Origin of the sequence: Exiguobacterium sp. s122 (assembly GCF_018618475.1) — a bacterium.
GTDB lineage: Bacteria > Bacillota > Bacilli > Exiguobacteriales > Exiguobacteriaceae > Exiguobacterium > Exiguobacterium himgiriensis.
Genome location: NZ_JACSMD010000001.1, coordinates 215,469 through 239,520 on the forward strand (window position 1 = coordinate 215,469; position 24,052 = coordinate 239,520).

28 protein-coding genes are annotated in these 24,052 nt (G+C 53.2%); 25 read left to right on the plus strand and 3 right to left on the minus strand.

What is annotated here, in order from left to right:
- The first annotated feature begins 8 nt into the window (after positions 1-8).
- The 7 genes from fba to KNP92_RS01225 all read left to right on the plus strand — a co-directional run bounded on the left by fba (position 9) and on the right by KNP92_RS01225 (position 6,562).
- A complete protein-coding gene (gene fba, locus KNP92_RS01195; protein ID WP_214835707.1) occupies positions 9-863 on the plus strand; it encodes a class II fructose-1,6-bisphosphate aldolase in 855 nt (284 codons plus the stop codon).
- A 93-nt stretch (positions 864-956) separates the two neighbouring features.
- Complete coding sequence (locus KNP92_RS01200) at positions 957-1,787, plus strand: hypothetical protein (protein ID WP_034807574.1); 831 nt, start codon at positions 957-959, stop codon at positions 1,785-1,787.
- A 73-nt stretch (positions 1,788-1,860) separates the two neighbouring features.
- On the plus strand, positions 1,861-2,511 hold the full coding sequence (gene fsa / locus KNP92_RS01205) for a fructose-6-phosphate aldolase (RefSeq protein ID WP_214835710.1): 651 nt from the start codon (positions 1,861-1,863) through the stop codon (positions 2,509-2,511).
- Positions 2,512-2,538: 27 nt separating this feature from the next.
- Positions 2,539-3,789 (plus strand): UDP-N-acetylglucosamine 1-carboxyvinyltransferase, encoded by a 1,251-nt coding sequence (gene murA / locus KNP92_RS01210; protein WP_214835727.1) that lies wholly within the window; start codon positions 2,539-2,541, stop codon positions 3,787-3,789.
- A 17-nt stretch (positions 3,790-3,806) separates the two neighbouring features.
- Entirely contained in the window at positions 3,807-4,775 is a 969-nt protein-coding gene (glpX, locus tag KNP92_RS01215) for a class II fructose-bisphosphatase (RefSeq protein ID WP_214835730.1), read from the plus strand.
- Positions 4,776-4,875: 100 nt separating this feature from the next.
- Positions 4,876-5,802, plus strand: coding sequence for an ATP-binding cassette domain-containing protein (locus tag KNP92_RS01220; protein WP_214835733.1), 927 nt, complete (start codon positions 4,876-4,878; stop codon positions 5,800-5,802).
- The gene (locus tag KNP92_RS01225) at positions 5,792-6,562 is read left to right on the plus strand and encodes an ABC transporter permease (RefSeq protein WP_214835736.1); all 771 of its coding nucleotides are present in this window, start codon (positions 5,792-5,794) and stop codon (positions 6,560-6,562) included. The genes KNP92_RS01220 and KNP92_RS01225 overlap by 11 nt, the downstream gene beginning before the upstream one ends.
- A gap of 9 nt (positions 6,563-6,571) precedes the next feature.
- Here the strand turns inward: KNP92_RS01225 and KNP92_RS01230 are convergent, their stop codons facing one another.
- Positions 6,572-6,970 (minus strand): hypothetical protein, encoded by a 399-nt coding sequence (locus KNP92_RS01230; protein ID WP_214835739.1) that lies wholly within the window; start codon positions 6,968-6,970, stop codon positions 6,572-6,574.
- Positions 6,971-7,106: 136 nt separating this feature from the next.
- Between KNP92_RS01230 and KNP92_RS01235 the strand changes: the two genes are divergently transcribed.
- The gene (locus KNP92_RS01235; RefSeq protein WP_251136353.1) at positions 7,107-7,607 is read left to right on the plus strand and encodes a DUF421 domain-containing protein; all 501 of its coding nucleotides are present in this window, start codon (positions 7,107-7,109) and stop codon (positions 7,605-7,607) included.
- Between the two features lie 10 nt (positions 7,608-7,617).
- Here KNP92_RS01235 and KNP92_RS01240 read toward each other — a convergent pair whose 3' ends face one another.
- Positions 7,618-8,316: a C40 family peptidase gene (locus tag KNP92_RS01240; RefSeq protein WP_214835742.1), complete on the minus strand. Its 699-nt coding sequence runs from the start codon at positions 8,314-8,316 to the stop codon at positions 7,618-7,620.
- Between the two features lie 375 nt (positions 8,317-8,691).
- Between KNP92_RS01240 and rho the strand changes: the two genes are divergently transcribed.
- The 9 genes from rho (at position 8,692) to KNP92_RS01285 (ending at position 15,614) form a co-directional block, all read left to right on the plus strand.
- Positions 8,692-10,032: a transcription termination factor Rho gene (rho, locus tag KNP92_RS01245; RefSeq protein ID WP_214835745.1), complete on the plus strand. Its 1,341-nt coding sequence runs from the start codon at positions 8,692-8,694 to the stop codon at positions 10,030-10,032.
- An 82-nt stretch (positions 10,033-10,114) separates the two neighbouring features.
- On the plus strand, positions 10,115-10,357 hold the full coding sequence (locus KNP92_RS01250) for a type B 50S ribosomal protein L31 (RefSeq protein WP_021066109.1): 243 nt from the start codon (positions 10,115-10,117) through the stop codon (positions 10,355-10,357).
- 138 nt (positions 10,358-10,495) lie between these two features.
- Positions 10,496-11,107 carry a thymidine kinase gene (locus KNP92_RS01255; RefSeq protein ID WP_214835749.1) on the plus strand — a complete coding sequence of 204 codons (612 nt, stop codon included), beginning with the start codon at positions 10,496-10,498 and terminating at the stop codon, positions 11,105-11,107.
- Between the two features lie 81 nt (positions 11,108-11,188).
- A complete protein-coding gene (prfA, locus tag KNP92_RS01260) occupies positions 11,189-12,259 on the plus strand; it encodes a peptide chain release factor 1 (RefSeq protein ID WP_214835751.1) in 1,071 nt (356 codons plus the stop codon).
- Positions 12,259-13,125, plus strand: coding sequence for a peptide chain release factor N(5)-glutamine methyltransferase (gene prmC, locus KNP92_RS01265; protein ID WP_214840152.1), 867 nt, complete (start codon positions 12,259-12,261; stop codon positions 13,123-13,125). Before prfA ends, prmC begins: the two co-directional genes overlap by 1 nt.
- Complete coding sequence (locus KNP92_RS01270; RefSeq protein WP_214835754.1) at positions 13,097-14,107, plus strand: L-threonylcarbamoyladenylate synthase; 1,011 nt, start codon at positions 13,097-13,099, stop codon at positions 14,105-14,107. Before prmC ends, KNP92_RS01270 begins: the two co-directional genes overlap by 29 nt.
- 28 nt (positions 14,108-14,135) lie before the next feature.
- A complete protein-coding gene (locus KNP92_RS01275; protein ID WP_245175440.1) occupies positions 14,136-14,630 on the plus strand; it encodes a low molecular weight protein arginine phosphatase in 495 nt (164 codons plus the stop codon).
- A gap of 4 nt (positions 14,631-14,634) precedes the next feature.
- Complete coding sequence (gene rpiB / locus KNP92_RS01280) at positions 14,635-15,075, plus strand: ribose 5-phosphate isomerase B (protein ID WP_214835757.1); 441 nt, start codon at positions 14,635-14,637, stop codon at positions 15,073-15,075.
- Positions 15,072-15,614, plus strand: a complete 543-nt coding sequence (locus tag KNP92_RS01285; RefSeq protein WP_214840154.1) for a TIGR01440 family protein — start codon at positions 15,072-15,074, stop codon at positions 15,612-15,614. The genes rpiB and KNP92_RS01285 overlap by 4 nt, the downstream gene beginning before the upstream one ends.
- A 36-nt stretch (positions 15,615-15,650) precedes the next feature.
- Here the strand turns inward: KNP92_RS01285 and KNP92_RS01290 are convergent, their stop codons facing one another.
- Positions 15,651-16,436 carry an alpha/beta hydrolase gene (locus KNP92_RS01290; RefSeq protein ID WP_214835759.1) on the minus strand — a complete coding sequence of 262 codons (786 nt, stop codon included), beginning with the start codon at positions 16,434-16,436 and terminating at the stop codon, positions 15,651-15,653.
- 129 nt (positions 16,437-16,565) lie between these two features.
- On the opposite strand from KNP92_RS01290, the gene glyA reads away from it, so the two are divergent.
- The 8 genes from glyA (at position 16,566) to upp (ending at position 24,048) form a co-directional block, all read left to right on the plus strand.
- Positions 16,566-17,819 (plus strand): serine hydroxymethyltransferase, encoded by a 1,254-nt coding sequence (gene glyA, locus KNP92_RS01295; protein WP_214835762.1) that lies wholly within the window; start codon positions 16,566-16,568, stop codon positions 17,817-17,819.
- A 3-nt stretch (positions 17,820-17,822) separates the two neighbouring features.
- Positions 17,823-18,746, plus strand: coding sequence for a hypothetical protein (locus tag KNP92_RS01300; RefSeq protein WP_214835765.1), 924 nt, complete (start codon positions 17,823-17,825; stop codon positions 18,744-18,746).
- A 108-nt stretch (positions 18,747-18,854) separates the two neighbouring features.
- Complete coding sequence (locus tag KNP92_RS01305; RefSeq protein WP_214835779.1) at positions 18,855-19,124, plus strand: hypothetical protein; 270 nt, start codon at positions 18,855-18,857, stop codon at positions 19,122-19,124.
- A 71-nt stretch (positions 19,125-19,195) separates the two neighbouring features.
- Entirely contained in the window at positions 19,196-19,873 is a 678-nt protein-coding gene (locus KNP92_RS01310; protein WP_214835782.1) for a response regulator transcription factor, read from the plus strand.
- A 1-nt stretch (position 19,874) separates the two neighbouring features.
- Positions 19,875-21,113, plus strand: coding sequence for a sensor histidine kinase (locus tag KNP92_RS01315; RefSeq protein ID WP_214835786.1), 1,239 nt, complete (start codon positions 19,875-19,877; stop codon positions 21,111-21,113).
- A 117-nt stretch (positions 21,114-21,230) separates the two neighbouring features.
- Positions 21,231-21,902: a hypothetical protein gene (locus KNP92_RS01320; RefSeq protein ID WP_214835789.1), complete on the plus strand. Its 672-nt coding sequence runs from the start codon at positions 21,231-21,233 to the stop codon at positions 21,900-21,902.
- A 160-nt stretch (positions 21,903-22,062) separates the two neighbouring features.
- Positions 22,063-23,298, plus strand: a complete 1,236-nt coding sequence (locus KNP92_RS01325) for a hypothetical protein (RefSeq protein WP_214835792.1) — start codon at positions 22,063-22,065, stop codon at positions 23,296-23,298.
- A 120-nt stretch (positions 23,299-23,418) separates the two neighbouring features.
- A complete protein-coding gene (gene upp / locus KNP92_RS01330; protein ID WP_034807371.1) occupies positions 23,419-24,048 on the plus strand; it encodes a uracil phosphoribosyltransferase in 630 nt (209 codons plus the stop codon).
- Positions 24,049-24,052 lie beyond the last annotated feature (4 nt).

Genomic DNA, 24,052 nt, shown 5'->3' on the forward strand with positions numbered 1-24,052 from the left:
ATGTCATTATGCCATTAGTATCAATGACAGAAATGCTTAACAAAGCATTCGAAGGCAAGTATGCAGTAGGCCAATTCAACATCAACAACCTCGAGTGGACGCAAGCGATTCTTCGCGCTGCGGAAGACGAGAAATCACCAGTTATCCTCGGTGTATCAGAAGGTGCGGCGAAGTACATGGGTGGCTTCACAACTGTTGTGAAGATGGTTGAAGGTCTCATGCACGACTACAACATCACTGTTCCAGTTGCAATCCATCTCGACCACGGTTCTTCATTCGACAAGTGTAAAGCAGCGATCGACGCTGGCTTCACGTCAGTCATGATCGACGGTTCACACCACCCGATCGACGAAAACATCGAAATGACGAAACAAGTCGTTGAATATGCACACGCTAAAGGCGCTTCAGTTGAAGCGGAAGTCGGCACAGTCGGCGGCGAAGAAGACGGCGTTGTTGGCGGCGTACAATATGCTGACCTCGACGAGTGCGTTCGTGTCGTAACAGAAGCGAAAGTCGATGCTCTTGCAGCAGCACTTGGTTCTGTACACGGTGAATACCAAGGCGAGCCAAAACTCGGCTTCAAAGAGATGGAAGAAATCGCAGAAGCGACGAAAACTCCACTCGTCCTCCACGGCGGATCAGGTATTCCTGAGCACCAAATCAAAAAAGCAATCGAGCTCGGCCACAGCAAAATCAACGTCAACACAGAGTGCCAACAAGAGTGGACTCGTGCGGTACGTGAGAAAGTCGCTGCTGACTCGAAAGTATATGACCCACGTAAAATCATCGGACCTGGTATCGAAGCGATCTACAACGTCGTTACTGGCAAGATGCGTGAGTTCGGTTCAAGCAACCAAGCGTAATCCTGTCTATACAAGTCGACCCTCCTCGGAGGGTCGACTTTTTTGTTGAAACTTCTCTCCTTTTTGTTCGTAAAACAACCAAGGAGGGATTTGATGAAATATACAGAACCGCAGACCGAACTGTTTTGGCGAATCTTTTATGTGTTGGCGGCCTTCATGCTCACCGGCCTCGCCTGCATGATCACGATTGCACCGCTCATCTTTATTTGGTTGAACCCGGCACCCTACATGATTCCGCTCTTGTCCATCGTCGCACTAGGGGGATTCGGAGTATATTGGTTCGTCAATATGTTCCGGCAACTGTTTTGGAAGGAACGACATCGCTCGCGCTATGAAATGACGGCGACCCATTTGAACGGGGTGACGTGGCGCGTCGAGCCAGGGGAGTCAGTCGAACAGTCGGTGCGGCTCGAAGCGATTGAGCAGGTCGTCTTCTTTCCAGCCATCGTCCGAAAGACGCAACCGTCCCCGACCGTACCAATCGGGCGGCCGACGATTGACTTTTGTCCGATGCTCGCCATCATGACGGCGGACGAATCCGTCGAAATCTTGTTCGACCCACGTGACCTCGATCAATTCGAACGATGGATTGCTTATTTCCATGACCAGGGCACACCGCTCTATTACACGCCGAAGTGGCTCTATTGGATCGGGGCGAACATCGCGACACGGGAAGAGCGTTTTCTGTTGTTTCAACAACCGGATGAATTGATTCCGTTCTTCTACACGGGGGACATTCCAGCGGACGAGTCGACGGCCGCGACGGCCTGGATTGAGGCGTATGGGATAGAACGGCAACGTGAAGGCCCGCACGAGGCGCATTACGTGAAGCAGGCAAAAATTATGAAGTGGACAGCGATTGGGACCGTCCTCGGCATCGTGTTGCTCGCGGCGTCGATGATTGGAATCGCGGCATTCTCGTAAATGGTGTGGCAATTCGGAGTCGGTTTCCTCATAATAAGGAGTGTAAGCGATCACATTTCGAGGAGGAATACACATGCGTTTTTTCATTGACACGGCTAACGTGGAAGACATTAAGAAAGCCCACCGGATGGGCGTCATCGGGGGTGTGACGACCAATCCATCGCTCGTCGCGAAAGAAGGCGTCGACTTCCATACACGACTTCGTGAGATTTGTGAGATCGTCGGGGATCTCTCAGTCAGTGCAGAAGTTATTGCACTCGATGCAGCGGGTATGGTGGAAGAAGGAAAGGAACTTGCGGCCATCGCGCCGAATATTACAGTTAAGGTACCGATGACACCAGACGGGATGGAATCGGTCCATGAGTTCGCGAAGCTCGGGATTAAGACGAACGTAACGCTCATCTTCAACGCCAACCAAGCGCTACTTGCGGCACGTGCGGGCGCATCCTACGTATCACCGTTCATCGGACGCCTTGATGATATCGGTCAAGATGGACTCGACCTCATCGAGACGATTGCCGACATCTTTGCCATTCATGCCATTGAGACGGAAATTATTGCCGCATCGGTTCGTCACCCTGTACACGCGACGAAAGCAGCCCTTCTCGGCGCTGACATCGCCACTGTACCGTATAAAGTCATCGAACAGATGATGAAACATCCGCTCACTGACAAAGGAATCGAGCAGTTCCTCGCGGATTGGAACAACGCTCAATCCAAATAAGCTCGTCGCAGAAAGGTTTTGATCATCGTGGAAATTCTCCATATCGTTGGACAGCAAAAACTAGAAGGCAGCGTCGACATTAGCGGTGCCAAACAAAGCGCCTTGCCGTGTCTCGTCGCAGCGCTCCTAACGGAGGAACCGGTCACGATTGAAAACGTACCGGTCATCGAGGACGTCGAAGTGATGCTACATCTATTACAAGAACTCGGTGTCACCGTCGAGCGAGACGGGGAGCGGATGACGCTCCACGCGAAAGATGCTTTCCCGATGCCGCTCCTCGGCTCCGAAACACGGAAAGTTCGGGCTGCTGTCTACTTGCTTGGGGTGTTCGCGGCTCGCTTTAAAAAAGGGGCTGTCGGCTTACCCGGAGGATATGCGATTGGTCCACGACCGATCGATTTGCATTTGAAAGCGTTAGAACGGCTCGGCATCCATGTCGAGAACGAGTCAGGTTTGTATCACGTCCAAGTTGACAAGCTCGTCGGCGATCGCATCTATCTCGATCTTCGTTCATTCGGGGCGACGGTGAGCGCGATGCTCGCCGCAGTCCTCGCCGAAGGGACGACCGTCATCGAGAACGCCGCGATTGACCCAGAAGTCGTCGATGTCGCCACGATGCTCACGTCGATGGGGGCACATGTCGTCGGCGCCGGGACGGATGAGATTCGAATCAAAGGGGTCGAGCGCTTGCACGGTTGTACGCACACGCTCATCCCGGACCGGCTCGAAGCTGGGACGTTCATGATTTACGGGGCGGTATCCGGAGAGGTGACCGTACAAAACGTCATCCCGCATCACCTTGAAGGGGTCATTCAAAAGTTGCGCGACTATGGGGCCGAAGTCGAAGTCGGGGAAGAAGCGATCACGGTGCGGGCGAAGACGTTTCTGCCGACCGATATTCGTGTCTTCCATTACTCGGGTTATCCGACCGACCTTCAACCGATTATGTCAGCCGCACTTTTAAAAGCGGATGGGACGAGTATCGTCACAGACAAACTCTATGCCCAACGCTTCCGTCACATCGCTGAGATGCGACGGATGAATGCCCAAATCACTCTCGAGGATGCCTCCGCCGTCATTCGCGGCGGCAACCCGCTCGCGAACGCCGAGATGGAGTGTGCTGATGCACGGAGCGGCGCAGCCCTCATCTTGTCGGGACTCCAAGCGAGCGGTGAATCGACATTGATTCATGCGGAACGGTTACACGACTCATACGTCGACTTTGTCGGCAAACTAAAACGACTCGGCGCACTCGTCTGGGTAGATGAGGCCGAGTAACAAAGGGGAGAATTCGGGTGGAACGTAGTTTATCAATGGAATTGGTCCGGGTCACGGAAGCGGCAGCGCTCGCTTCGGCCCGTTGGATGGGGAAAGGTTTAAAAGTTGAGGCAGATGATGCGGCGACGACCGCGATGCGTGACGTCTTTGACACGATTCCGATGAAAGGCATCGTCGTCATCGGGGAAGGCGAGATGGATGAGGCGCCGATGCTCTATATTGGCGAGAAAGTCGGGAACGGCTATGGCTCTCGTCTCGATGTCGCCGTCGATCCGCTCGAAGGGACGAGCATCGTCGCAACGGGGACATGGGGGGCACTTGCTGTCCTTGCCGTTGCAGATGCAGGTGATTTGCTCCATGCACCAGACATGTACATGGATAAGATTGCAGTTGGACCGGAAGCAGCCGGTTTGATTAGCCTCGATTATACGATTGAAGAAAATATCGCAATCGTCGCTAAGGCGAAAGGCAAGAACGTAGAAGATGTCGTTGTCACGATTTTACATCGCGAGCGACATGAAGAAATCATCCAACGCGTCCGCGCGACGGGAGCTCGAATCAAGTTAATTCCGGACGGAGATGTTGCTGCAGCAATCAACACCGCGTTCCCGAAAACAGGTGTCGATCTATTGCTCGGATCTGGCGGGGCACCAGAAGGCGTCATCGCCGCCGTCGCCATGAAGTGTCTCGGCGGCGACTTCCAAGGACGTCTTCTTCCAGAAGATGAGGCGCAAGAAAAACGTTGCCAAGACATGGGTATCGCCGACACAGGGCGTATCCTCCTCCTTGATGACCTCGTCAAAGGCGAGGATTGCATCTTCGCCGCGACCGGGGTCACGGACGGTGAATTGCTCCGGGGCGTCCAGTTCACGGGACAAGGTGGACAGACGCACTCGGTCGTCATGCGTGCCAAGTCTGGGACAGTCCGCTTCGTCGAAGGCATCCATTCGTTGAAGAAAAAACCGAAGATGGTCATGAAACCTTAATTCTCTCAAGCTGCAGACGAAACGTCTGCAGCTTTTTTGATGTGTTTCTTCATATTTAATTGGGATTAGAACGGGAATAGACAAGCAGGAGGTGAACGTCATGATTGAAGCAGAGTCGCTCGTCAAAACGTATGAGAATGTGCCGGCGGTCGATGGGGTCTCGTTTACTGTCAAAGAAGGAGAAGTGTTCGCGTTTCTTGGGCCGAACGGGGCCGGAAAGTCGACGACAGTCCAGATGTTGACGACACTCGTTCGACCGACGGCAGGTGGGGCGCGGGTAAACAATTTTGATGTTGTGAAACAGGAGAAGGACGTGCGACTCTCGATTGGCGTCGCACTACAAGAGACAGGGATCGACAAAGATTTGACCGGACGTGAATTACTTGTCCTTCAAGGACGCCTGTTTAAAATGACGAAACAAGAAGCAGAGGCGCGGGCCGAAGAGTTGCTTCGGGTCGTCTCCTTGACCGATGCAGCCGACCGACGCAGTGGCACGTATTCCGGCGGGATGCGCCGGCGCCTTGATTTGGCGCTTACGCTTGTCCATCGGCCGACGGTCTTGTTTTTAGATGAGCCGACGACAGGGCTCGACCCGGCCAGCCGAATCGAGATTTGGAACGAAGTGCGACGGTTGAACGAGCAGTTTGGAACGACCATCTTTTTGACGACCCAATACTTAGAGGAAGCAGATGAGCTGGCCGATAGGATTGCGATTATCAATCACGGCAAAATTGTCAGTGAAGGGACGGCCGAAGAGTTGAAACGGCTCGTCGGCGGAGAAACGATCGCGATGACATTCCATACCGAGCAGGAAGCGTCCGATGCGGCGATGGCCTTCGGAAAAACGGCGTCAGGGCTTCACGTCTCGTTCGAGCTGGATGCGCTCACGTTGACGGACGTCGTGCGCCGGTTGGATGAACGCATGCTCCAACCGGAACGGCTGACGGTCAAACAACCGTCACTCGACGACGTCTTTTTGAAAGTGACGGGTGAATCGTACGAAGGAGGTATGCCGAATGTGGACTGAGACGTGGTTATTTACGAAACGAAGTATGTTGACGACGATTCGCAATCCGTTCTCGTTCATCCCGAACTTGATTATCTCGGTCTTTTTCTTGCTCGTTTACACGAGTGGACTGTCGAGCGTTGCTTCACTTCCTCAATTTGAAGGGAGCGCCTATCTAAACTTCATCTTACCGGTGTCAATCGTCTCGGGTGCGGTCGGGGGTGCTGGGGGGACAGGACAGGCACTCGTCCGTGACATCGAGAGCGGATACTTCGCACGACTCCTCTTGACGCCGGCGACGCGGACAGCGATTGTGCTCGGACCGATGATTGCCGGGATGCTCCAATTGCTCGTTCAAACGTTACTCATCTTCGCCGTGGCGTTCTTGCTCGGCTTGAGTATTCCGGTCGGGTTGCCTGGCTTCTTGTTCACCGTGCTACTCGCCATCGGATTTGGGCTCGGATTCGCCGGTTATTCGGTTGGCGTCGCACTGAAAACCCGAAACGCCCAAGCCGCTCAAGCGGGGACACTTCTCTTTTTCCCGCTCATCTTCTTGTCGACGACGTTCGTCCCGAAAGAACTGATTGAAGCAGAGTGGCTCAAAGTGGCGGCAACATTTAATCCGACAACGTATATCTTTGAAGGGATGCGTGCGGTCTTGACGCAACCGACAATCGATTGGGGAGCATTGTCAGCGGGGCTCGCTGTCGCCGGAGCGCTCAGCGTCGTGATGATTGTTTTTGCTGCGACGAACGCTCGGGGTGCGCTGAAACAAAAATGACGAGCTGGCTTATGCCTGCTCGTCATCGATCATGAATGTCACGACTAAAAACAAAATGAAACTGATGAGTGAGAACGTTCCCCCGATGATGAAATAGACCATCGTGAACGTCTCGCTCCACCCGAACGGATTCATTGTATGCAGCCACATCCCGCTCGTTAATCCGATTGAGCCGATGACGGCTGTCCAACCGTGGATACTGACGAGCAAAGGGCGCTTGATGCGATACAGGCGATAGAACACGCCCCAAGCAAACACGGATAACCAACCGGCGAGTAAGATGTGCGCATGGATGGGACGAAAAGCGTAACTGCCCGCCCCTGACATATGGGATCCGATGGCTGTCCCGATAACGCCAAAGAGGGCGGCTAGACGAATGAGGCGTAACCCCCATTTTTTCTCTAACATATCTATCACTTCCTTCTACAATCTTTTTGTCCAGTATGAAATATGTTTATGAACAGAACATGAACAAATGTTTCCTGAATGATTGAAGTGGAACATGGATTAGAGAGGAGGGAATAAAATGGAGCAACTCAATGCAATGACGCGAATAATGTTGACTGGAGTTGGCGCATACGTGTCAATTATCTTTATCTTACGAATCTCGGGCAAACGCACACTAGCTAAAATGAACGCATTTGACTTCATTGTGACTGTCGCGCTTGGCTCTATTTTAGCGACAACCCTTACAAGTCAACAGACTCCATTATTAAATGGATTAACTGCCTTCGCGACACTTGTTCTTTTGCAGTATGTGGTAGCAAAGCTTGCGCAACGGTCGGAACGGGTTAATCAGATGATTAAATCGACACCGACACTTCTGATGTATCAAGGGAGTTACATGCGGACACAAATGCAGAAAGAACGTGTCCTTGAGGTCGAGGTACTGCAAGCCATTCGATCAAGTGGTACTGAATTCAACCAGGTGGAAGCGGTCGTCTTAGAGACGGACGGCACATTTTCCGTGCTGACGAGTAGAGAGACGCTGCTTCAAAATGTGGACACAAAAAAACGACTCGGTTCCGATGAACCGAGTCGTTGATGTTGTTGAATTAAAGGTATGATCCAGCACCGACATAACGTGGTGCCCAGTAACCTGATGTGAAGCTCGCGTATTTAACGCCACCTGTTTCAGAGTTGATCATCTGTGTCTTACTGAGTGCCATTCCAACGTGTTGGATCGTGCTTCCGTTGTGTGAGAAGAACACGAGGTCGCCTGCTTGAATCGCTGACTTCGAAACTTTTTTCGAGTTTGCGTATTGTGAGCGTGAGTCACGCGGAATCGACTTGTTGATTGCTTTCTTGTAGACGTGGCCCGTATATCCAGAGCAGTCAAATCCAGCTGTTGTCGTGCCACCGAAGCGGTAAGGAACGCCGAGATACTTTTTCGACTCAGCGACGAGTTTCGAACGTGCGCTTGAAGCTGTTGACGTCGATGACGTTGTTACCGTCGAAGTAGTCGCTGCTTTCAAGTACGTGTACGTTGATGAAGCGGAGATGTAACGGTGCGTCCCTTTATAGTTGATTTTGTAGAAAGAACCGACCTTGCCAAGGTATGTATAACGTTGGCCTTTATCCATCTTAGCTACGACTGATGAGTTGAGTGACGCAGATGTACGGATATTCAATCCGTTCACTTTTGAATAAGCGAATGTTCCAGTAGAAGCTTCGGCTTGTTCGCTCGTTGTGAAGGCGAGACCCGAGAACGCGAGAGTGGCAGCGACGATGATAGATGCGAAACGCTTTAACATAATATAGTTCCCTCCGTTTTTTAAAATAAAACCCTGTGATTGTATATGATCGATGTGTAGTTACGATAGTAGAGCACAAGTTGCGAGTATTACCCGGTTTCCTGTGCAAATAAACTATATCATGCGCGAGACCGATGGCATTTTTCAATCACAAGACAAAAACCGTTTTCTTGTAACATGTTTGAAACAATATGCGGCAATAAAGACTTATTTGTTACATAGAAACAAAAATATCTGTTTTCTTTTGAACATGAGGGGAATAGACTGACATGAAGCCGTTTTTAACAAGTGACGTCAATGAAAATTTATGATTAGATGAATGAGGACTTTACAAAAATTTTTCAAATATAGAAACATGAAAGACAGGTGACTTGCATGAGTCCGCAAACTGAACCAGCCAAAAATTATACGCTTCGCGAACTAGAAACGAAGACGTTAAAAGAATTATATGAAATCGCGAAAGAAGTGAACGTGCCACAATATCGAGAGGCGCGAAAGCGTGAGCTCATGTTCCGCATTTTGAAGTCGCAAGCTGAATCGAAGGACCTTTATTTCCTCGAAGGCATTCTCGAAATCATTCCACCGAATCCGCAGTCACAAAATGATGGAGGATTCGGCTTCCTCCGCCCAATCAATTATTCCCAATCCTCCGAAGACATTTATATCGCCGCTTCACAAATTCGCCGCTTTAATCTCCGGAACGGAGACCTTGTCACGGGGAAAGTCCGGAAACCAAAAGAGAATGAGCGTTTCCAGGGGCTTCTGAGTGTAGAGGCCGTCAACGGCGAGACGACGGAGTCGACACGGAACCGAGACTATTTCCCCGCGCTGACGCCGATTTATCCAGAGAAACAGATGGTACTCGAGACAGAACCGAACCATCTGTCGGTCCGCGTCATGGACATGATCGCGCCGGTCGGTTTCGGACAACGTGGTTTGATTGTTGCGCCGCCAAAGGCCGGGAAGACATCGCTGTTGAAAGAGATCGCGAACTCCATCACGACGAGCCATCCAGACGTTGAACTGATTATCCTATTGATTGACGAGCGACCGGAAGAAGTAACAGACATTCAACGCTCCGTTCCTGGGGCCGACGTCGCCTACTCGACGTTTGATGAGACACCGGAGAATCACGCCCGCATCTCGGAACTCGTTCTCGAACGGGCGATGCGTCTTGTCGAACATAAGAAAGACGTCGTCATCTTGCTCGATTCCATTACGCGCCTTACACGGGCGTATAACTTGTCTGTGCCGCCGAGCGGTCGGACGCTCTCGGGCGGGATTGACCCGGCGGCGTTTCATAAGCCGAAAAAGTTTTTCGGGGCAGCCCGGAATATCGAGGATGGGGGCAGCTTGACGATTCTCGGGACGGCGCTCGTCGATACGGGATCACGCATGGACGATGTCATCTATGAAGAGTTTAAAGGGACGGGCAATATGGAGCTCCACCTCGACCGGAAACTCTCCGAACGCCGTATCTTCCCGGCGATCGACATTCGCCGTTCCGGAACACGTAAGGAAGAACTCCTGCTCGGTAAGGATGAGCTCGACATGCTTTGGACGATTCGCCGCACGATGAACGAGTCGCCTGACTTCCTCGAACAGTTCTTACGCCGTGTCCGTGAGACGAAGACGAACGTCGACTTTTTCGCCGCGCTCGAAGCCGATAAGAAAAAGAGTCGTCGCCCGGTGAAAAAAACAAAAACTGACTTGTAAAACGGTGAACCGGATGCTATTATATTCTAGTGAACTTTCTCTAGGTTGAAAGAATACTTAGGGCCGAAGGAGTTGAAAAGCAATGAAACAAGGAATCCACCCAGAATACCGTAAAGTCGTATTCATGGACTCGACGACTGAGTTCAAATTCATCTCTGGTTCGACTCGTTACTCTAACGAGACAATCACGATGGAAGATGGTAACGAATACCCACTCATCCGTGTCGATGTATCTTCTGACTCGCACCCGTTCTACACAGGTCGCCAGAAATTCGCATCTGCGGACGGTCGTATCGAGCGCTTCAACAAGAAATACCAACGTTAATCGTCAACTTGTATGCACACCGCCTAGGGATTGCCCTTGGCGGTTTTTATTTTTTCATATAGAGAAGTCAACCCTTTTTCTTGATGAAAAAGATGGGTATAATCGTGAAGCGATTATCGATGGAGAGGGCGAAGAAAAATGATGCATGTGACGAACCGATACGGTTGGATTGAAGTGATTTGTGGGAGTATGTTTTCTGGAAAATCGGAGGAACTCATTCGTCGTGTCCGCCGGGCCCATTACGGCAAAGTCCCGGTACAAGTGTTCAAACCTGGCATCGACGACCGGTATCATGAAGAGAACGTCGTCTCACATAGCGGCAACTCGGTCGTGGCTGTCCCGGTCCATTCGAGCCAAGATTTATACGATGCGGTAAGGGAAGAGACGCAAGTGATCGCCATCGACGAAGTCCAGTTCTTCGACGAGGGCATCGTCGACGTGATTGAACAGTTGGCGTCAGAAGACAAACGTGTCATCTGCGCTGGTCTCGACATGGATTTCCGTGGCGAGCCGTTTACAATGATGCCGGAACTGCTCGCGCGTGCCGAGTTCGTGACGAAGCTTCAAGCGATTTGCCTGTCGTGTGGGGCTCCGGCATCCCGTACGCAGCGCTTGATTGACGAAAAACCGGCCCGTTACGAGGACCCGGTCATCTTAGTCGGAGCCGCCGAGTCGTACGAACCACGTTGCCGTCATTGTCATGATGTTCCGAATAAACCACGCCCGGTCCGCCACACGGTGGCCGATTGATGACCAAAGCGGACCGCCTCGGCGGTTCGTTTTTTGCTATAATGAAGAGAGTTTGATTTGACGGAGAAAGGACGGATCATCATGTTTGACCGTTTGAGTGTATTAGAAGAACGTTACATGCAGTTGAATGAGATGCTCGCTGACCCAGAAGTGCTCAGCGACTCGAACAAATTACGCCAATATTCAAAAGAGCAAAGCCAGCTCGAGGAGACGGTGCAGGCGTATCGTCACTATAAAGAAACGAGTGCGGCTTATAAAGAAGCGAAGCAGATGCTTGAAGACCGGACGCTCGAGAGCGAGATGCGCGAACTCGCGAAAGAAGAGATGACGCTCCTCGAACCGGAAGTGAAAGCGCTCGAAGCAAAACTTCGTGTGTTGCTTCTGCCAAAAGACCCGAACGACGACAAGAACGTCATCGTCGAGATTCGCGGGGCGGCTGGTGGTGACGAGGCGGCGCTCTTTGCGGGTGATCTATACAAGATGTACACGCGCTTCGCCGAACGCCAGAACTGGAAAGTCGAGTTAATCGATGCCAACTATACGGAGCTCGGTGGCTTCAAAGAAGTGACGTTCCTCATCAACGGGAACGGCGCCTATTCCAAGCTGAAATTCGAGAACGGAGCTCATCGCGTCCAACGTGTCCCGTCGACCGAGTCCGGGGGACGGATTCATACGTCGACGGCGACCGTGGCGGTCCTTCCAGAAGCTGAGGACGTCGAGGTCCATATCGATATGAAAGATGTACGCGTCGATACGTTCACCTCGTCTGGTCCGGGCGGCCAATCGGTCAACACGACCCAGTCGGCCGTGCGCTTGACGCACATCCCGTCGGGGCTCGTCGTCTCGTGCCAAGACGAGAAGTCACAACATAAAAATAAAGACAAGGCGCTCAAGGTGCTGCGGGCCCGTCTTTATGACAAGATGCAGAGCGAACACATGGAAGAGCTGTCGGCACAGCGGAAGTCGGCCGTCGGGACGGGAGACCGTTCGGAACGCATTCGGACGTACAATTTCCCGCAAAGCCGTGTGACCGACCACCGCATCGGGCTAACGCTGCAAAAGCTCGACCGTGTGCTCGCTGGTGAGCTCGACGACATCATCGACGCCCTCGTCATGGACGAACAGGCCCGTCTGATGGAGGATGCGGAATGATGCGCATCGCCGCCGCCTTGAAAACAGCAGAGCGTACACTGGCTGAAGCCGGTCGAGATGCTGCGATGGCGGAATGGTGGCTCATGCACGTCCTCGACGTCGACCGGACTGGCTTGTTGATTCGCTTATCAGATGCGCTCTCGCTTGACGAAACGACAGCGTTTGAAGAAGGAATGAAGCGTCTCCTCGCCGGTGAGCCCGTCCAGCACTTGATTGGACAGGCACCGTTTTACGGACGGATGTTTGAGGTGAATCGTGACGTCTTAATTCCACGCCCGGAGACTGAAGAGTTAATCGAGTGGGTCGTCGAACACATCGGGGCAGTCGAAGATGACGAGACGGTCGACGTTGGGACAGGATCGGGGGCGATTGCGGTCACGCTCAGCCTCGAACTCGGAAAACGTGTCCAGACGGTCGATATTTCCCGGGAAGCCATTGAAGTGGCGAAGCGAAATGCGGAGGCGCTCGGCGCTGATGTCGTTTTCCATGAAGGAGACTGCCTCGCCCCGATCGCCGATGCGTCGATACGGGTGCTCGTGTCGAATCCGCCTTACATCGAAGCGAACGAATTGCTCGACGAGACGGTCGCAGCATTCGAGCCGCACCTTGCTTTGTTCGGCGGAGCGGACGGACTCGCGTTTTATCGGAAGATCATCGCGGACTCAAAGCGGGTTCTGTGTGCCGATTGGCAGTTAATTGCGTTTGAAATCGGGTATAACCAAGGACAAGTTGTGAAAACGTACCTGTCCGAACGTTATCCTGAAGCAGAAACGGGTATTTTAAAAGATATAAACGGTAAAGACCGAATCGTCTACGCCGTGAGGGAAGGGATTGCGCATGGAAACGAAATGGATCAAGCCGACTGAAGTGAAGATTGGAGTGGACCTCTTGAAAGCGGGTGAGGTGATCGCCATGCCGACGGAGACGGTGTACGGTCTTGCCGGAGATGCGACAAATGATGTCGCGATTCGTAAAATCTTTGAGGCGAAAGGCAGACCGGCAGACAATCCGCTCATCGTTCACGTCGCTTCAATCGAGCAGGCCGAACATTTCGCGCAAGCCACCCCGCCGGTCGCGAAACGCCTGATGGAAGCGTTTTGGCCCGGTGCCTTAACGATTATCTTACCGTCAAACGGTCGGGCGTCTTCGCTCGTGACAGCGGGGCTTGATTCAATCGGGCTTCGGATGCCGGACCATGACGCCGCGCTCGACTTAATTCGCTTGTCTGGCTTAGGCTTGGCGGCACCGAGCGCGAACCGGTCTGGACGACCGTCTCCGACTTCTGCGAAACACGTGGCCGATGATTTATCCGGTCGAATCGCGGGTATTATGGATGGGGGACCGACAGGCATCGGCGTCGAGTCGACCGTAATCGACTGCACGACGGAACCGGCGACGATTTTACGTCCCGGCGGCGTGACGAAAGAGGCGATTGAGGTCGTCATTGGCCCGGTCAACCTTGACGCGAATTTGAACGACGAGACGGCCGCGCCGCGCTCGCCGGGGATGAAGTACACGCATTACGCCCCGAGCGCACCGCTCTATCTCGTCGATGGGGGACGCGAAGAACTCGTCCGAATCATTACGGAACGAAAAGATGCCGGCAAACAAGTCGGCGCGCTCGTGTTCGATGAGGAGCCGACCCCGGCCGACGTCACGCTCTCGCTTGGTCGCTCGATGGAGACAGCGGCGCAGCGGCTATACGAGGCGTTACGAACATTTGATGAGACCGATGTGGAAGAGATTTACGTGAACCGGATTGAGCCGACGGGAGTTGCGCTTGCCGTATACAACCGCCTATATAAAGCGGCGGGCGGGAAAGTCATTCGGTCACAAGAAGAGGCCTAAGGACATAGAGGAGGATCACGCGATGTCGATGAAACGCGTATTATTCATATGTAGCGGAAATACTTGCCGCAGCCCGATGGCGATGGCATTGCTACGCTCGAAAGTGACAGGTGACGAATTTGATATCCGCTCGGCCGGGCTTCGGACGATGCAAGGGTTTGATGCCTCGGAGAACGCCCTTCAAGTGCTGCGGGAACGTGGGATTGAACTCGACCATGTGACGCAGACGTTTGACGATGTGCTCGGCCGTTGGGCCGATGTCATCTTGACGATGACACGCGCGCACCGCGAACAGATTCGAGACATGCACCCGGAGCTCGCCGATCGCACGTACACGCTCTACGAATTCGTGACCGGACTCGAACGTGACATCAACGACCCGTTCGGGGGATCGATGAACGTCTATCGCCAAGTCCGAAACGAACTCGAACCACTCGTCAACCGACTTGTGCTAAAATTGACGAATGACGGGTCAAAGGTGACGAAACCACCAAGACGCTTACCAAAAAAGACGGGGGAATGAACGAATGAAAATCGCAATCGGCGCCGATCACGGCGGATTTAACTTAAAGAAAGACATCGTCGGATTACTCGAAGAATTGGGACACGAGTATAAAGATTTCGGGACACACTCAGCCGAGTCAATCGACTATCCAGACGTCGCCATCCCGGTCGCGGAAGCGGTCGCGGCAGGCGAGTTCGACCGCGGAATTTTAATTTGCGGAACCGGGATTGGCATCGGCATTGCAGCCAATAAAGTGAAAGGCATCCGTGCGGCGCTCGTGCATGACTCGTTCAGCGCGAAAGCGACACGCCAACATAACGACTCGAATATCATGACGATGGGAGAGCGCGTCGTTGGACCAGGCCTTGCTTTAGATTTAGTTGAGACGTGGCTCGACACAAGTTTCGAGGGCGGACGCCATTCGAACCGTGTCGACAAGATGAGCGCCTACGAATCGAAGTGACGACGATGAAGACGGAGCTTTTAAACTTATTGACGGAGTTACACGAACGGTTTCCGTTAGATGAGGAAAAGATTCTCGTCATCGGTTGTTCGACGAGTGAAGTGCTCGGCAAGACGATTGGGAAAGCGGGATCAATCGATGTCGCCGCTGAATTCATTGAAGCGTTCCTTGCGTTTCGGGACAAGACCGGTGTCCACCTCGCGTTCCAAGGGTGTGAGCACATTAACCGTGCCTTGACCGTTGAACGCCGGACGCTCAAGCAGTTCGGATTGACGGAAGTGACGGTCGTTCCGATTCGAGCAGCTGGCGGCGCGATGGCCGAGAAGGCGTACGAACGATTGGAGACGTCATGTGTCGTCGAAGCGATTCAGGCGGATGCCGGGATTGACATCGGCTCGACGTTAATCGGTATGCATCTAAAACCGGTCGCGATTCCTGTCCGTTTGTCGTCGAAACAGCTCGGTGAAGCGTACGTCACGTTCGCCATCACCCGACCAAAACTGATCGGTGGCCCGCGTGCCCATTATCCAGCCAAATAACGAAAGCCGGTCCATGACGGACCGGCTTTCGTTATGTTAGACATCTTCGCTAAAAAGATACGATACGACCATCGGGAAACGTTCGCGCCAAGCGATTTCGTTATGGACGCCTTCCTCGATGACTTCGAAGCGGATCTGGTCGACCTTGTCGCGGAGGAGGGCGTAAATGCGCTCGCTCGACTCGAGATACATCTCATTCGTCGGACCGTCTCCTGTTGGCTGTTCGACTTCTTTGCGTCCGACGTCCATGTAGAGCCGCTCCACACCTTTCAAGTCGCTCGCCTCAATCAATTGCTCGAGCTCGGTCTGGTTGAACCAGAACGCTGAGGACAACGAGGCGACGCGCTTGAAGAGATCCGGATAGACACAAGCCGCGTATATCGAAATCAAGCCACCCATGGAGCTTCCCATCATCGCCGTCTCGTCTGGCTTCGTCCGATAGTTCGCATCGATGAGCGGTTTTAACTCTTGGGCGATGTATTCGATATAAGCCGAGCCTTGACCGCCGAGAGTCACATCTTGACCGAGCAAGCTCTCGCCGATGTACGGGTTCTCCCACGGTCCGTACTCATCGAGCCGCGTCTCGCCGGGAGCCGAATCGATGCCGACGATGATGAGATCGCGTTTCGAGGCGTCTAAATATTCACCGGCACGCCAACTCATCTTATAGCTCGCATCCTCGTCAGCGAACACGTTCTGTCCGTCATGCATATAAAGCACCGGATAGCGCTTGTCCGACATCTCGTAGTCGGCAGGGGTGTAAATCCGAACGGTCCGTTCGCGATCGAACGGGGTAATCGTGATTTGTTTCGTCTCAATCATAAACATCCTCCTCTGATCGTCTTCTTCAGTATAATACCCGACTTATGCCATGATTAGACGATACCCAAAAAAAGAAGCTTATGTTACGATGGGGGTGTTGATTTTTAGACATTCAGAGGGGGTTTCAACATGGTAAACACGACGAAGTTGAAAGTGCAGGATGCGGAATTGTTTGAAGCGATGCAACACGAGCTCGGTCGTCAACGGGAGAATATCGAACTCATTGCCTCGGAGAACTTTGTTTCAGAAGCAGTCATGGAAGCGCAAGGTGGCGTATTGACGAACAAGTACGCGGAAGGCTACCCAGGGCGTCGCTACTATGGTGGATGCGAATTTGTCGACGTGGCCGAAAACTTGGCACGCGATCGCGCGAAAGAGCTGTTCGGTGCAGAACATGCCAACGTCCAGCCACATTCGGGCGCGCAAGCGAACATGGCCGTCTACTTCACAGTGCTTGAAGCAGGCGACACGGTGCTCGGGATGAACTTGTCGCACGGCGGTCATTTGACGCACGGAAGTCCGGTCAACTTCTCAGGCGTCCAGTACAACTTCGTCGAGTACGGTGTCGACAAAGAGACAGAACACATCGACTATGACGTCGTCGAAGCCCTCGCGAAAGAACATCAACCGAAACTCATCGTCGCGGGTGCCTCTGCGTACCCACGAACGATTGATTTCGCTAAGTTCCGTGCAATCGCCGACAGTGTCGGTGCCTACCTCATGGTCGACATGGCCCACATCGCCGGCCTTGTCGCGGCAGGGCTCCATCCGAATCCGGTTGAACATGCGCACTTCGTGACGACGACGACGCATAAGACGCTTCGCGGTCCACGTGGGGGAATGATTCTTTGTAAAGAAGAGTTCGCAAAAGCGATCGACAAATCAATTTTCCCAGGGATTCAAGGGGGGCCGCTCATGCATGTGATCGCGGCGAAAGCCGTCGCCTTCGGTGAGGCGCTCCAACCGGAATTCAAAGACTATCAGGCGCAAGTCATTAAAAACGCGCAAGCGCTCGCAGCAGGATTGGAAGAGGAAGGTCTCCGCATCGTATCGGGCGGAACGGACAACCACCTTCTCCTCGTCGACCTTCGTGGGATCGACATCACAGGGAAAGCAGCCGAGCATGCGCTCGACGCTGCCGGCATCACGGTGAACAAGAACACCATCCCGTTCGACCCGGCATCCCCGTTCGTCACGAGCGGCATCCGTCTCGGGACGGCCGCGATGACAACGCGTGGTTTCAAAGAAGATGATATGCGTGAAGTCGCCCGCTTGATTGGGCGCGTATTGACGAATCATGAAGATGAAGATGTGCTCAAAGCAGCACATGAAGCGGTACGTCATTTGACGGCGAAGTTCCCGCTTTATCCGGAACGAGGCTGACGAATGGACGCACGGACACTCGCAGACCGAGAACTCACGGAACTGCCGCTCATCGACATGACGGAATGGCTCGCCCGAAAAGGGGAGCACGACCCGACGTTTCGGCTTGTGGCCAACGAATTCGGTGTCATCACGACGTTGCTTGACCACGGCTACTTTAGCGAGGCGAGTGAGCGGATCGTACCATTGCTTGGGATGAAAGTGCCGGCTGCGTTCTATCGACTTGGACTCGCGCTCGAAATGAAAGCGAACGGAAAGAAGGCGGCCAAGCGCCGCTTTCGTTCGTTCACACCGGCCGTCATGAACCATGCCGACATGTCGGACTGGCGCAAGGCGTTCAAATGGGAGAAGAAATGGCTCGGGTTGCCGGCCGCCATCGCGCTCGCCCTCGGTGCCCTGGCCTTTTGGCCAGACAATGAACCGCCTGCACCGATCGTGACCGAGCCCGCGGTGGATACAATCACCGAGGATGAAGCGCTCGCGGAACGGCTCGAAGAACTTGAGCAGGAAGTGGCCCGCCTCGAGCAAGAAAATGAGGCGCTTCAAGCTGAAGAACCAACGCCAGAACCAGCCACGGAGCCACCGGCCGTCATCCCGCTCACCGAGGTCGAGTCGCTCGTCTCGGATAAACGCTATGAGGAAGCGGACGCGTTACTCGTCGGGGAGCCGAAAGCCGGACAAGAGCAAGCGGTCGGGTTTTATCGTTTGCTCGTCGACAATAAGTTAGACAAAGCGGAGATTGCCGACTATGCGGCCTACGTCGAACGGTATCCTGAGTCCGGGTACAAGGCGGACGTCCTCTGGATGAAAGGAATCGCCGAACGGAAAGCCGGGGACGCGTCTTATCGGGAGACGCTTGCTGAAGTCGCGGCGATGGAAGACACATATTGGGCACCGATTGCCGAGTCGGTATTGAATGGAGACTGAGGTTGTAGCTTACGCTACAGCCTTTTTTCTCATCAAATTCTAATCGGATTCACCATCTCTTCTCAAACGACTCTCGTATCATAAAGAAAAACGTGAAGGAGCGATTCGATGAGACGAAGTAGAAGCGGTCGGTTTGGCCGAATGATGAAAGGTGTGGTGTGGAGTGTATTGGCCCTCTCACTCATGGCCGCCGGTATTCTCGGTTTTTTATTTTTTACAGTGACGGGCAACGACTGGCTCAGTCAATGGTTGTCTTACGGGAGCGAGCTATCGCTTCGAGCCGATGGACTCGAGTTCCGTATCGAACAATGGACCGACTCGCTTGAGATGCGGGTAGAACAATGGATCCCGGAGACGGTCCGACCGTTTTTCGACTGAACAATCCGGGAACAGAATAACGATGCGTCGGGCGGACTGCTCGGCGTTTTTTGAAGGAAAGGATGAAGACGATGGCAACGATTCTTGTCGTCGAAGACGACGTTAAAATTGCACGACTGTTACAACTCGAACTGATGCATGCAGGGTATACCGTCGAGGTCGAACACGACGGCCGGGCCGGACTCGAGCGAGCGCTGTTGGGCGGGATTGACTTGATGCTCCTTGACGTCATGTTGCCCCAGATGAGCGGGCTCGAAGTCGTACGCCGCGTGAAAGCCGAACAACCGACCTTGCCGGTGCTCATGGTGACGGCGCGGGACGACCGTTATGACAAGGTGAGCGGGCTCGACCTCGGGGCGGACGACTATATCACGAAGCCGTTCGAAATGGAGGAACTGCTTGCCCGAATTCGTGCGTTTTTGCGGATGCGGCAACATCTTCAAACCGATACGAGTGAGCGCACCTTTTCTTATGAAGGGCTCACGGTCGACGTCAATCGCCATGAAGTGACGTGTGACGGTAACGTCGTCGAGTTGACGCGACGCGAATTCGACTTGCTCGCTTATTTGATTGAACATCCGGAACGGGTGTTGACGCGCGATCAATTGCTCGAACACGTCTGGGGCTTTGACTACTACGGTGACACGAACGTCGTCGACGTGTACGTGCGCTATGTCCGGAAGAAGCTCGGGGGCAATTGGATTCAGACCGTTCGCGGTGTCGGATACATGTTGAAACGTGGTGAGTAAGATGAAGCTGCGCACAAAAATCGCCCTCGCGATGACAGGGTTCATGCTGTTTCTTTTAATCACATCGTTTGGGGTCGCATGGCTTGTCTCGCGTCATCAAATCATCGATTCCCGCTATGACGTGTTGCGGCAAGCACTGAGCCTCCTAGAGGAAGATACGCGCAACCGGGACGCCGTCGTCTCGCTCCACGAAGACAGTGTCGTCCTCGAGCGGCAAGCGAACGGGGAATGGGGTATCGTCGGGGGCTCGACCGCGGACGGGCTCAGCTTTCCGGTCAATTACGGAGAACCGGCGCTCGTCGGCGATTGGTTCGTCATCGCGACGTCGAACGGGCTCGCTTACGGATTCGAAGACTCGGCCGTCAGTGAGACGCTCCGGACGCTCGCGACCATCTTCCTCATCATTTTCTTCATCGCCGTCGTCGTGACGTTCATCGGCAGCCTCTGGATTGTCCGCCAAGGGCTTGCGCCGCTTCGAAAGCTAGAGGCGACGATGCAGCGCATCACCACGTCTGGTACGCTTGAAACGATTGACGTCGGTTCGAACGAGGATGAAGTGGCGACGCTCGCAGACGGGTTCAATCAGATGATTGACCGAGTCGAAGGGTCGATGGACCAACAACGTCGGTTCGTCGCTGATGTTTCACATGAACTGAAAACACCGCTCACGGTCATCGAAGGCTATGCGAAATTGCTCAGGCGTTGGGGACAGCGTGACCCGGCCATCCGTGATGAGGCGATTGACCACATTTTGACGGAGTCACGCCAAATGCGGGAAGACTTGATCGAACCGATGCTCGAGTTGAGTCGTTTCCCGACGATTGAAGAAGTTGAATCTGAACCGATTGACTTGACGCAACTAGCCGATCAGCTCGTGGAACGGTTCGAGCGCTCGCACGGTAAGCGGATCGCAATCGAGGCGACGGGACGGTGGGAAGGGCATCGTGATTCGCTTCAACGTCTACTCGTCATCTTCATCGATAACAGTTTGAAGTATGCCGAGGACACGCGCGTCACGATGACGTCGACACGAATCGAAGTCCGTGACCACGGACCGACACTTGACGAAGAGGCACGCGAGCGACTGTTCGACCGGTTTTATCGACTCGATGAAGCGCGCGACCGGAGCGGTAGCGGGCTCGGGCTCGCCATCGCGAAGGAAGTGGCGGACTTGAACGGGTGGACCGTCGGAAGTTATGCCAACGCGCCGAGCGGAAGCGTATTTTACGTCACGAAATGAAAGAAGTTTCGCAACTTCTCATCGTTTTCTAATGGAATCCTCGTGGTGCTCTAAGGTCGACCTTCTATGATAAAGGTGTAGATCAGGAACACCACACGACATGAGGAGGAATTGAACATGAAAGTATTTGGATGGATTTTAGGAGTCGGCTTGGCGGTACTCGCCGTTGCCGGAATCGGATTGTATGTGGCAAACGACAAGACGGACACGGTTATCGTCCCTCGCGCGATTGACAGTGCGAACAGCGGATCGAATGAGACGAACGATGCGAGTGACGACGGGCAAGTAGAGACAACTGAAGAGGCGTCCGAGTCGGCTGCCTCAGGCGACATCCCGATTCGCTCGGTCGATGATGACGACGATTATGAACTGTATGGTACGCTCGTCGCATTGACAGATCGTGACGTCACCATCAGCTTCAGCGGAAAAGAGTCGACATATCCGCTCGCGGCCCGTCACGAGATTGATGACGATACACCAAAAGCAGGCGATCGCGTCAAACTTGAATTCAATCGCAACAACGAAGTGAAAGAAGTCGACCGCGAGAATGACGATTTTGACATTTACGGCACGTTCGTCAACATGTCGGACCGTGACGTGACGATCGAACGGGAAGGCCAGCAGTTGACGTTCCCGCTCGCGGCACGTTATGAACTAGACGACGGGATGCCAAAAGCAGGCGACCGCGTCAAGCTCGAATTGAACACACAAGAACAAGTGAAAGAAATCGAGCGTGAAGACGACGACCGTGACGACAGCGATGACGATGACGATCGTGATGACGACTAAATAATACCGGATAGGAGGGTGCCACGATTCGTGGCGCCTTTTTTTCAAAACGTAACATTTCTGAAAACATAATCGAAACAAGTTATATGATATGATGAATAAGGAATTTTTAGGGGGTCGTATCCAAGGAACGACCAAACGGGAACGGAGGTGCCGAGTGATGCGCGCAGTTTGGACCAGTCTCCTATTATGTACTGTCTTAAGCGGGTGTGGGACGAACGCAATGAATGCGATTGAGATGCGTCCGCTCGCGGCGACGGCACTGAAACAAGTAAGTGGGATGGAATTACCATTGGAAATAAAAGAGCATATTCTTACATATTGCGAGAAACAACCGACGGAGATTTTACCGACGCACCGGGCGAAAGTTTCGGAAACGACCTACGTTCATCCGGTCTATGAAGAACTCGGAAGCAAAACGGTCAGCTATTGGACGAGTGGAGAAGCGCGCTACGTCTCCTGTGCGAACAGCTATGAACAGTTTGAACGGACGTTTGAAGTCGAGCCGATTGACGAGCTTGAGCCGTTCGTCGCTCGCGTTAAAGAGTCCGAGGCGCGGCGTGTGATGACGTTTGAGCCGGAGTCGGACCCGACGTTCGTTAACGAGCGCTTTCATATTGACGCAGAACATGAACGCGTCATTCCGGAATCGGTATTTCATTATGAGACACCGGACACCGGATCACTTTATATCACCTATGATGTGAAACGGAACGGACGAACGCTTGACCGGACGATCGAGTCAGGACTGTTCGTCTTCAAAGGGGAGCGGACGAGGGGGTACACGTTCTTGACCCAACTTACGGATGGGCGTGTCTCGCTTCAAATCGGGACGGAACACGGGTTTGAACGGAAAGTGTTGCCGGATATCTTTGTCGGGAAATATGTACACCTCGATACAACCGAGGCGACGGTCGTGCTCGACGGGTCGCGCCGGCAACTGTTGAAGCGCGTCATCGTCTCGGATGAACCAATTGAACCGATTGGGGACGAATCGTCCCTCGCCTTGTCAAAACGTTACGGCACAGTCATTGAAGTATGGGGAAGCGTCCGTTTGCCGCTTACGACGACCTTGATGGACTTGTCGCCAGCGAGCGAGAAGGTACGATTGGCCACGTATGAAAAAGATGGGATGCTGATTCATCTCGATGGACCGAATACACGCGCCTTATTTGATTTATTGGCTGAAGTGGCACCTTCACATATACCACAGGCTGCCGCATACAAAGGAACGCTTTCGCTTTATGAACGGTTATCCGAACAAAAACTAGACGTTTATGTATACAATCGTCATGCGTATGTTCGGAACGTGGATACGAATGAGACGTATCGGCTCGATAGCGAACGTTTAGAGGAATTACTGATTCGTTCGGGGGTTCGGCTGAGTCTGAATTGAGAAATAGGCTGCCTTTTTTCTTGTTTCGTCTGACCTTTTGAAAAACAGAAGTTGACCCTACCTTTTTGCAGGGGGTTAGGGTACAATGCTCAAGAGAGATTGAGAGAGGAGTGAAGCATGATGGGAAAAGTACACGTTTATGACCACCCATTGATTCAGCACAAGATGACGATTATGCGCAAAGCAGAGACGGGGACGAAGCAGTTCCGCGAGCTCGTCGACGAAGTTTCGTCGCTCATGGCATATGAAATTACACGCGACCTTCCATTGACAGACGTGGAAATCGAGACACCGGTCTCGGTATCGACGCAGAAGATGATTGCCGGCAAGAAATTGGGTATCGTCCCAATTTTACGGGCAGGCCTCGGTATGGTGGATGGCTTCCTCAAAATGATGCCGAACGTCAAAGTCGGTCACATCGGTCTCTACCGTGACCCGGAGACGCTCGAGCCACACGAATACTATCTCAAGTTGCCGACGGACATCACAGAACGTGACTTCATCGTCGTCGATCCGATGCTCGCGACAGGCGGATCGGCTGCTGACGCGATTGCGGCACTTAAAAAGCATGGCGCGAAGTCAATCAAGCTCGCTTGCCTCTGTGCAGCACCGGAAGGCGTCGAACGTGTTCAAAATGAACACCCGGACGTTGAGATTTACCTCGCCGCCCTCGACGAGAAATTGAACGACCACGGCTACATCGTCCCAGGCATGGGCGATGCCGGTGACCGTTTGTTCGGAACGAAGTAAGCAA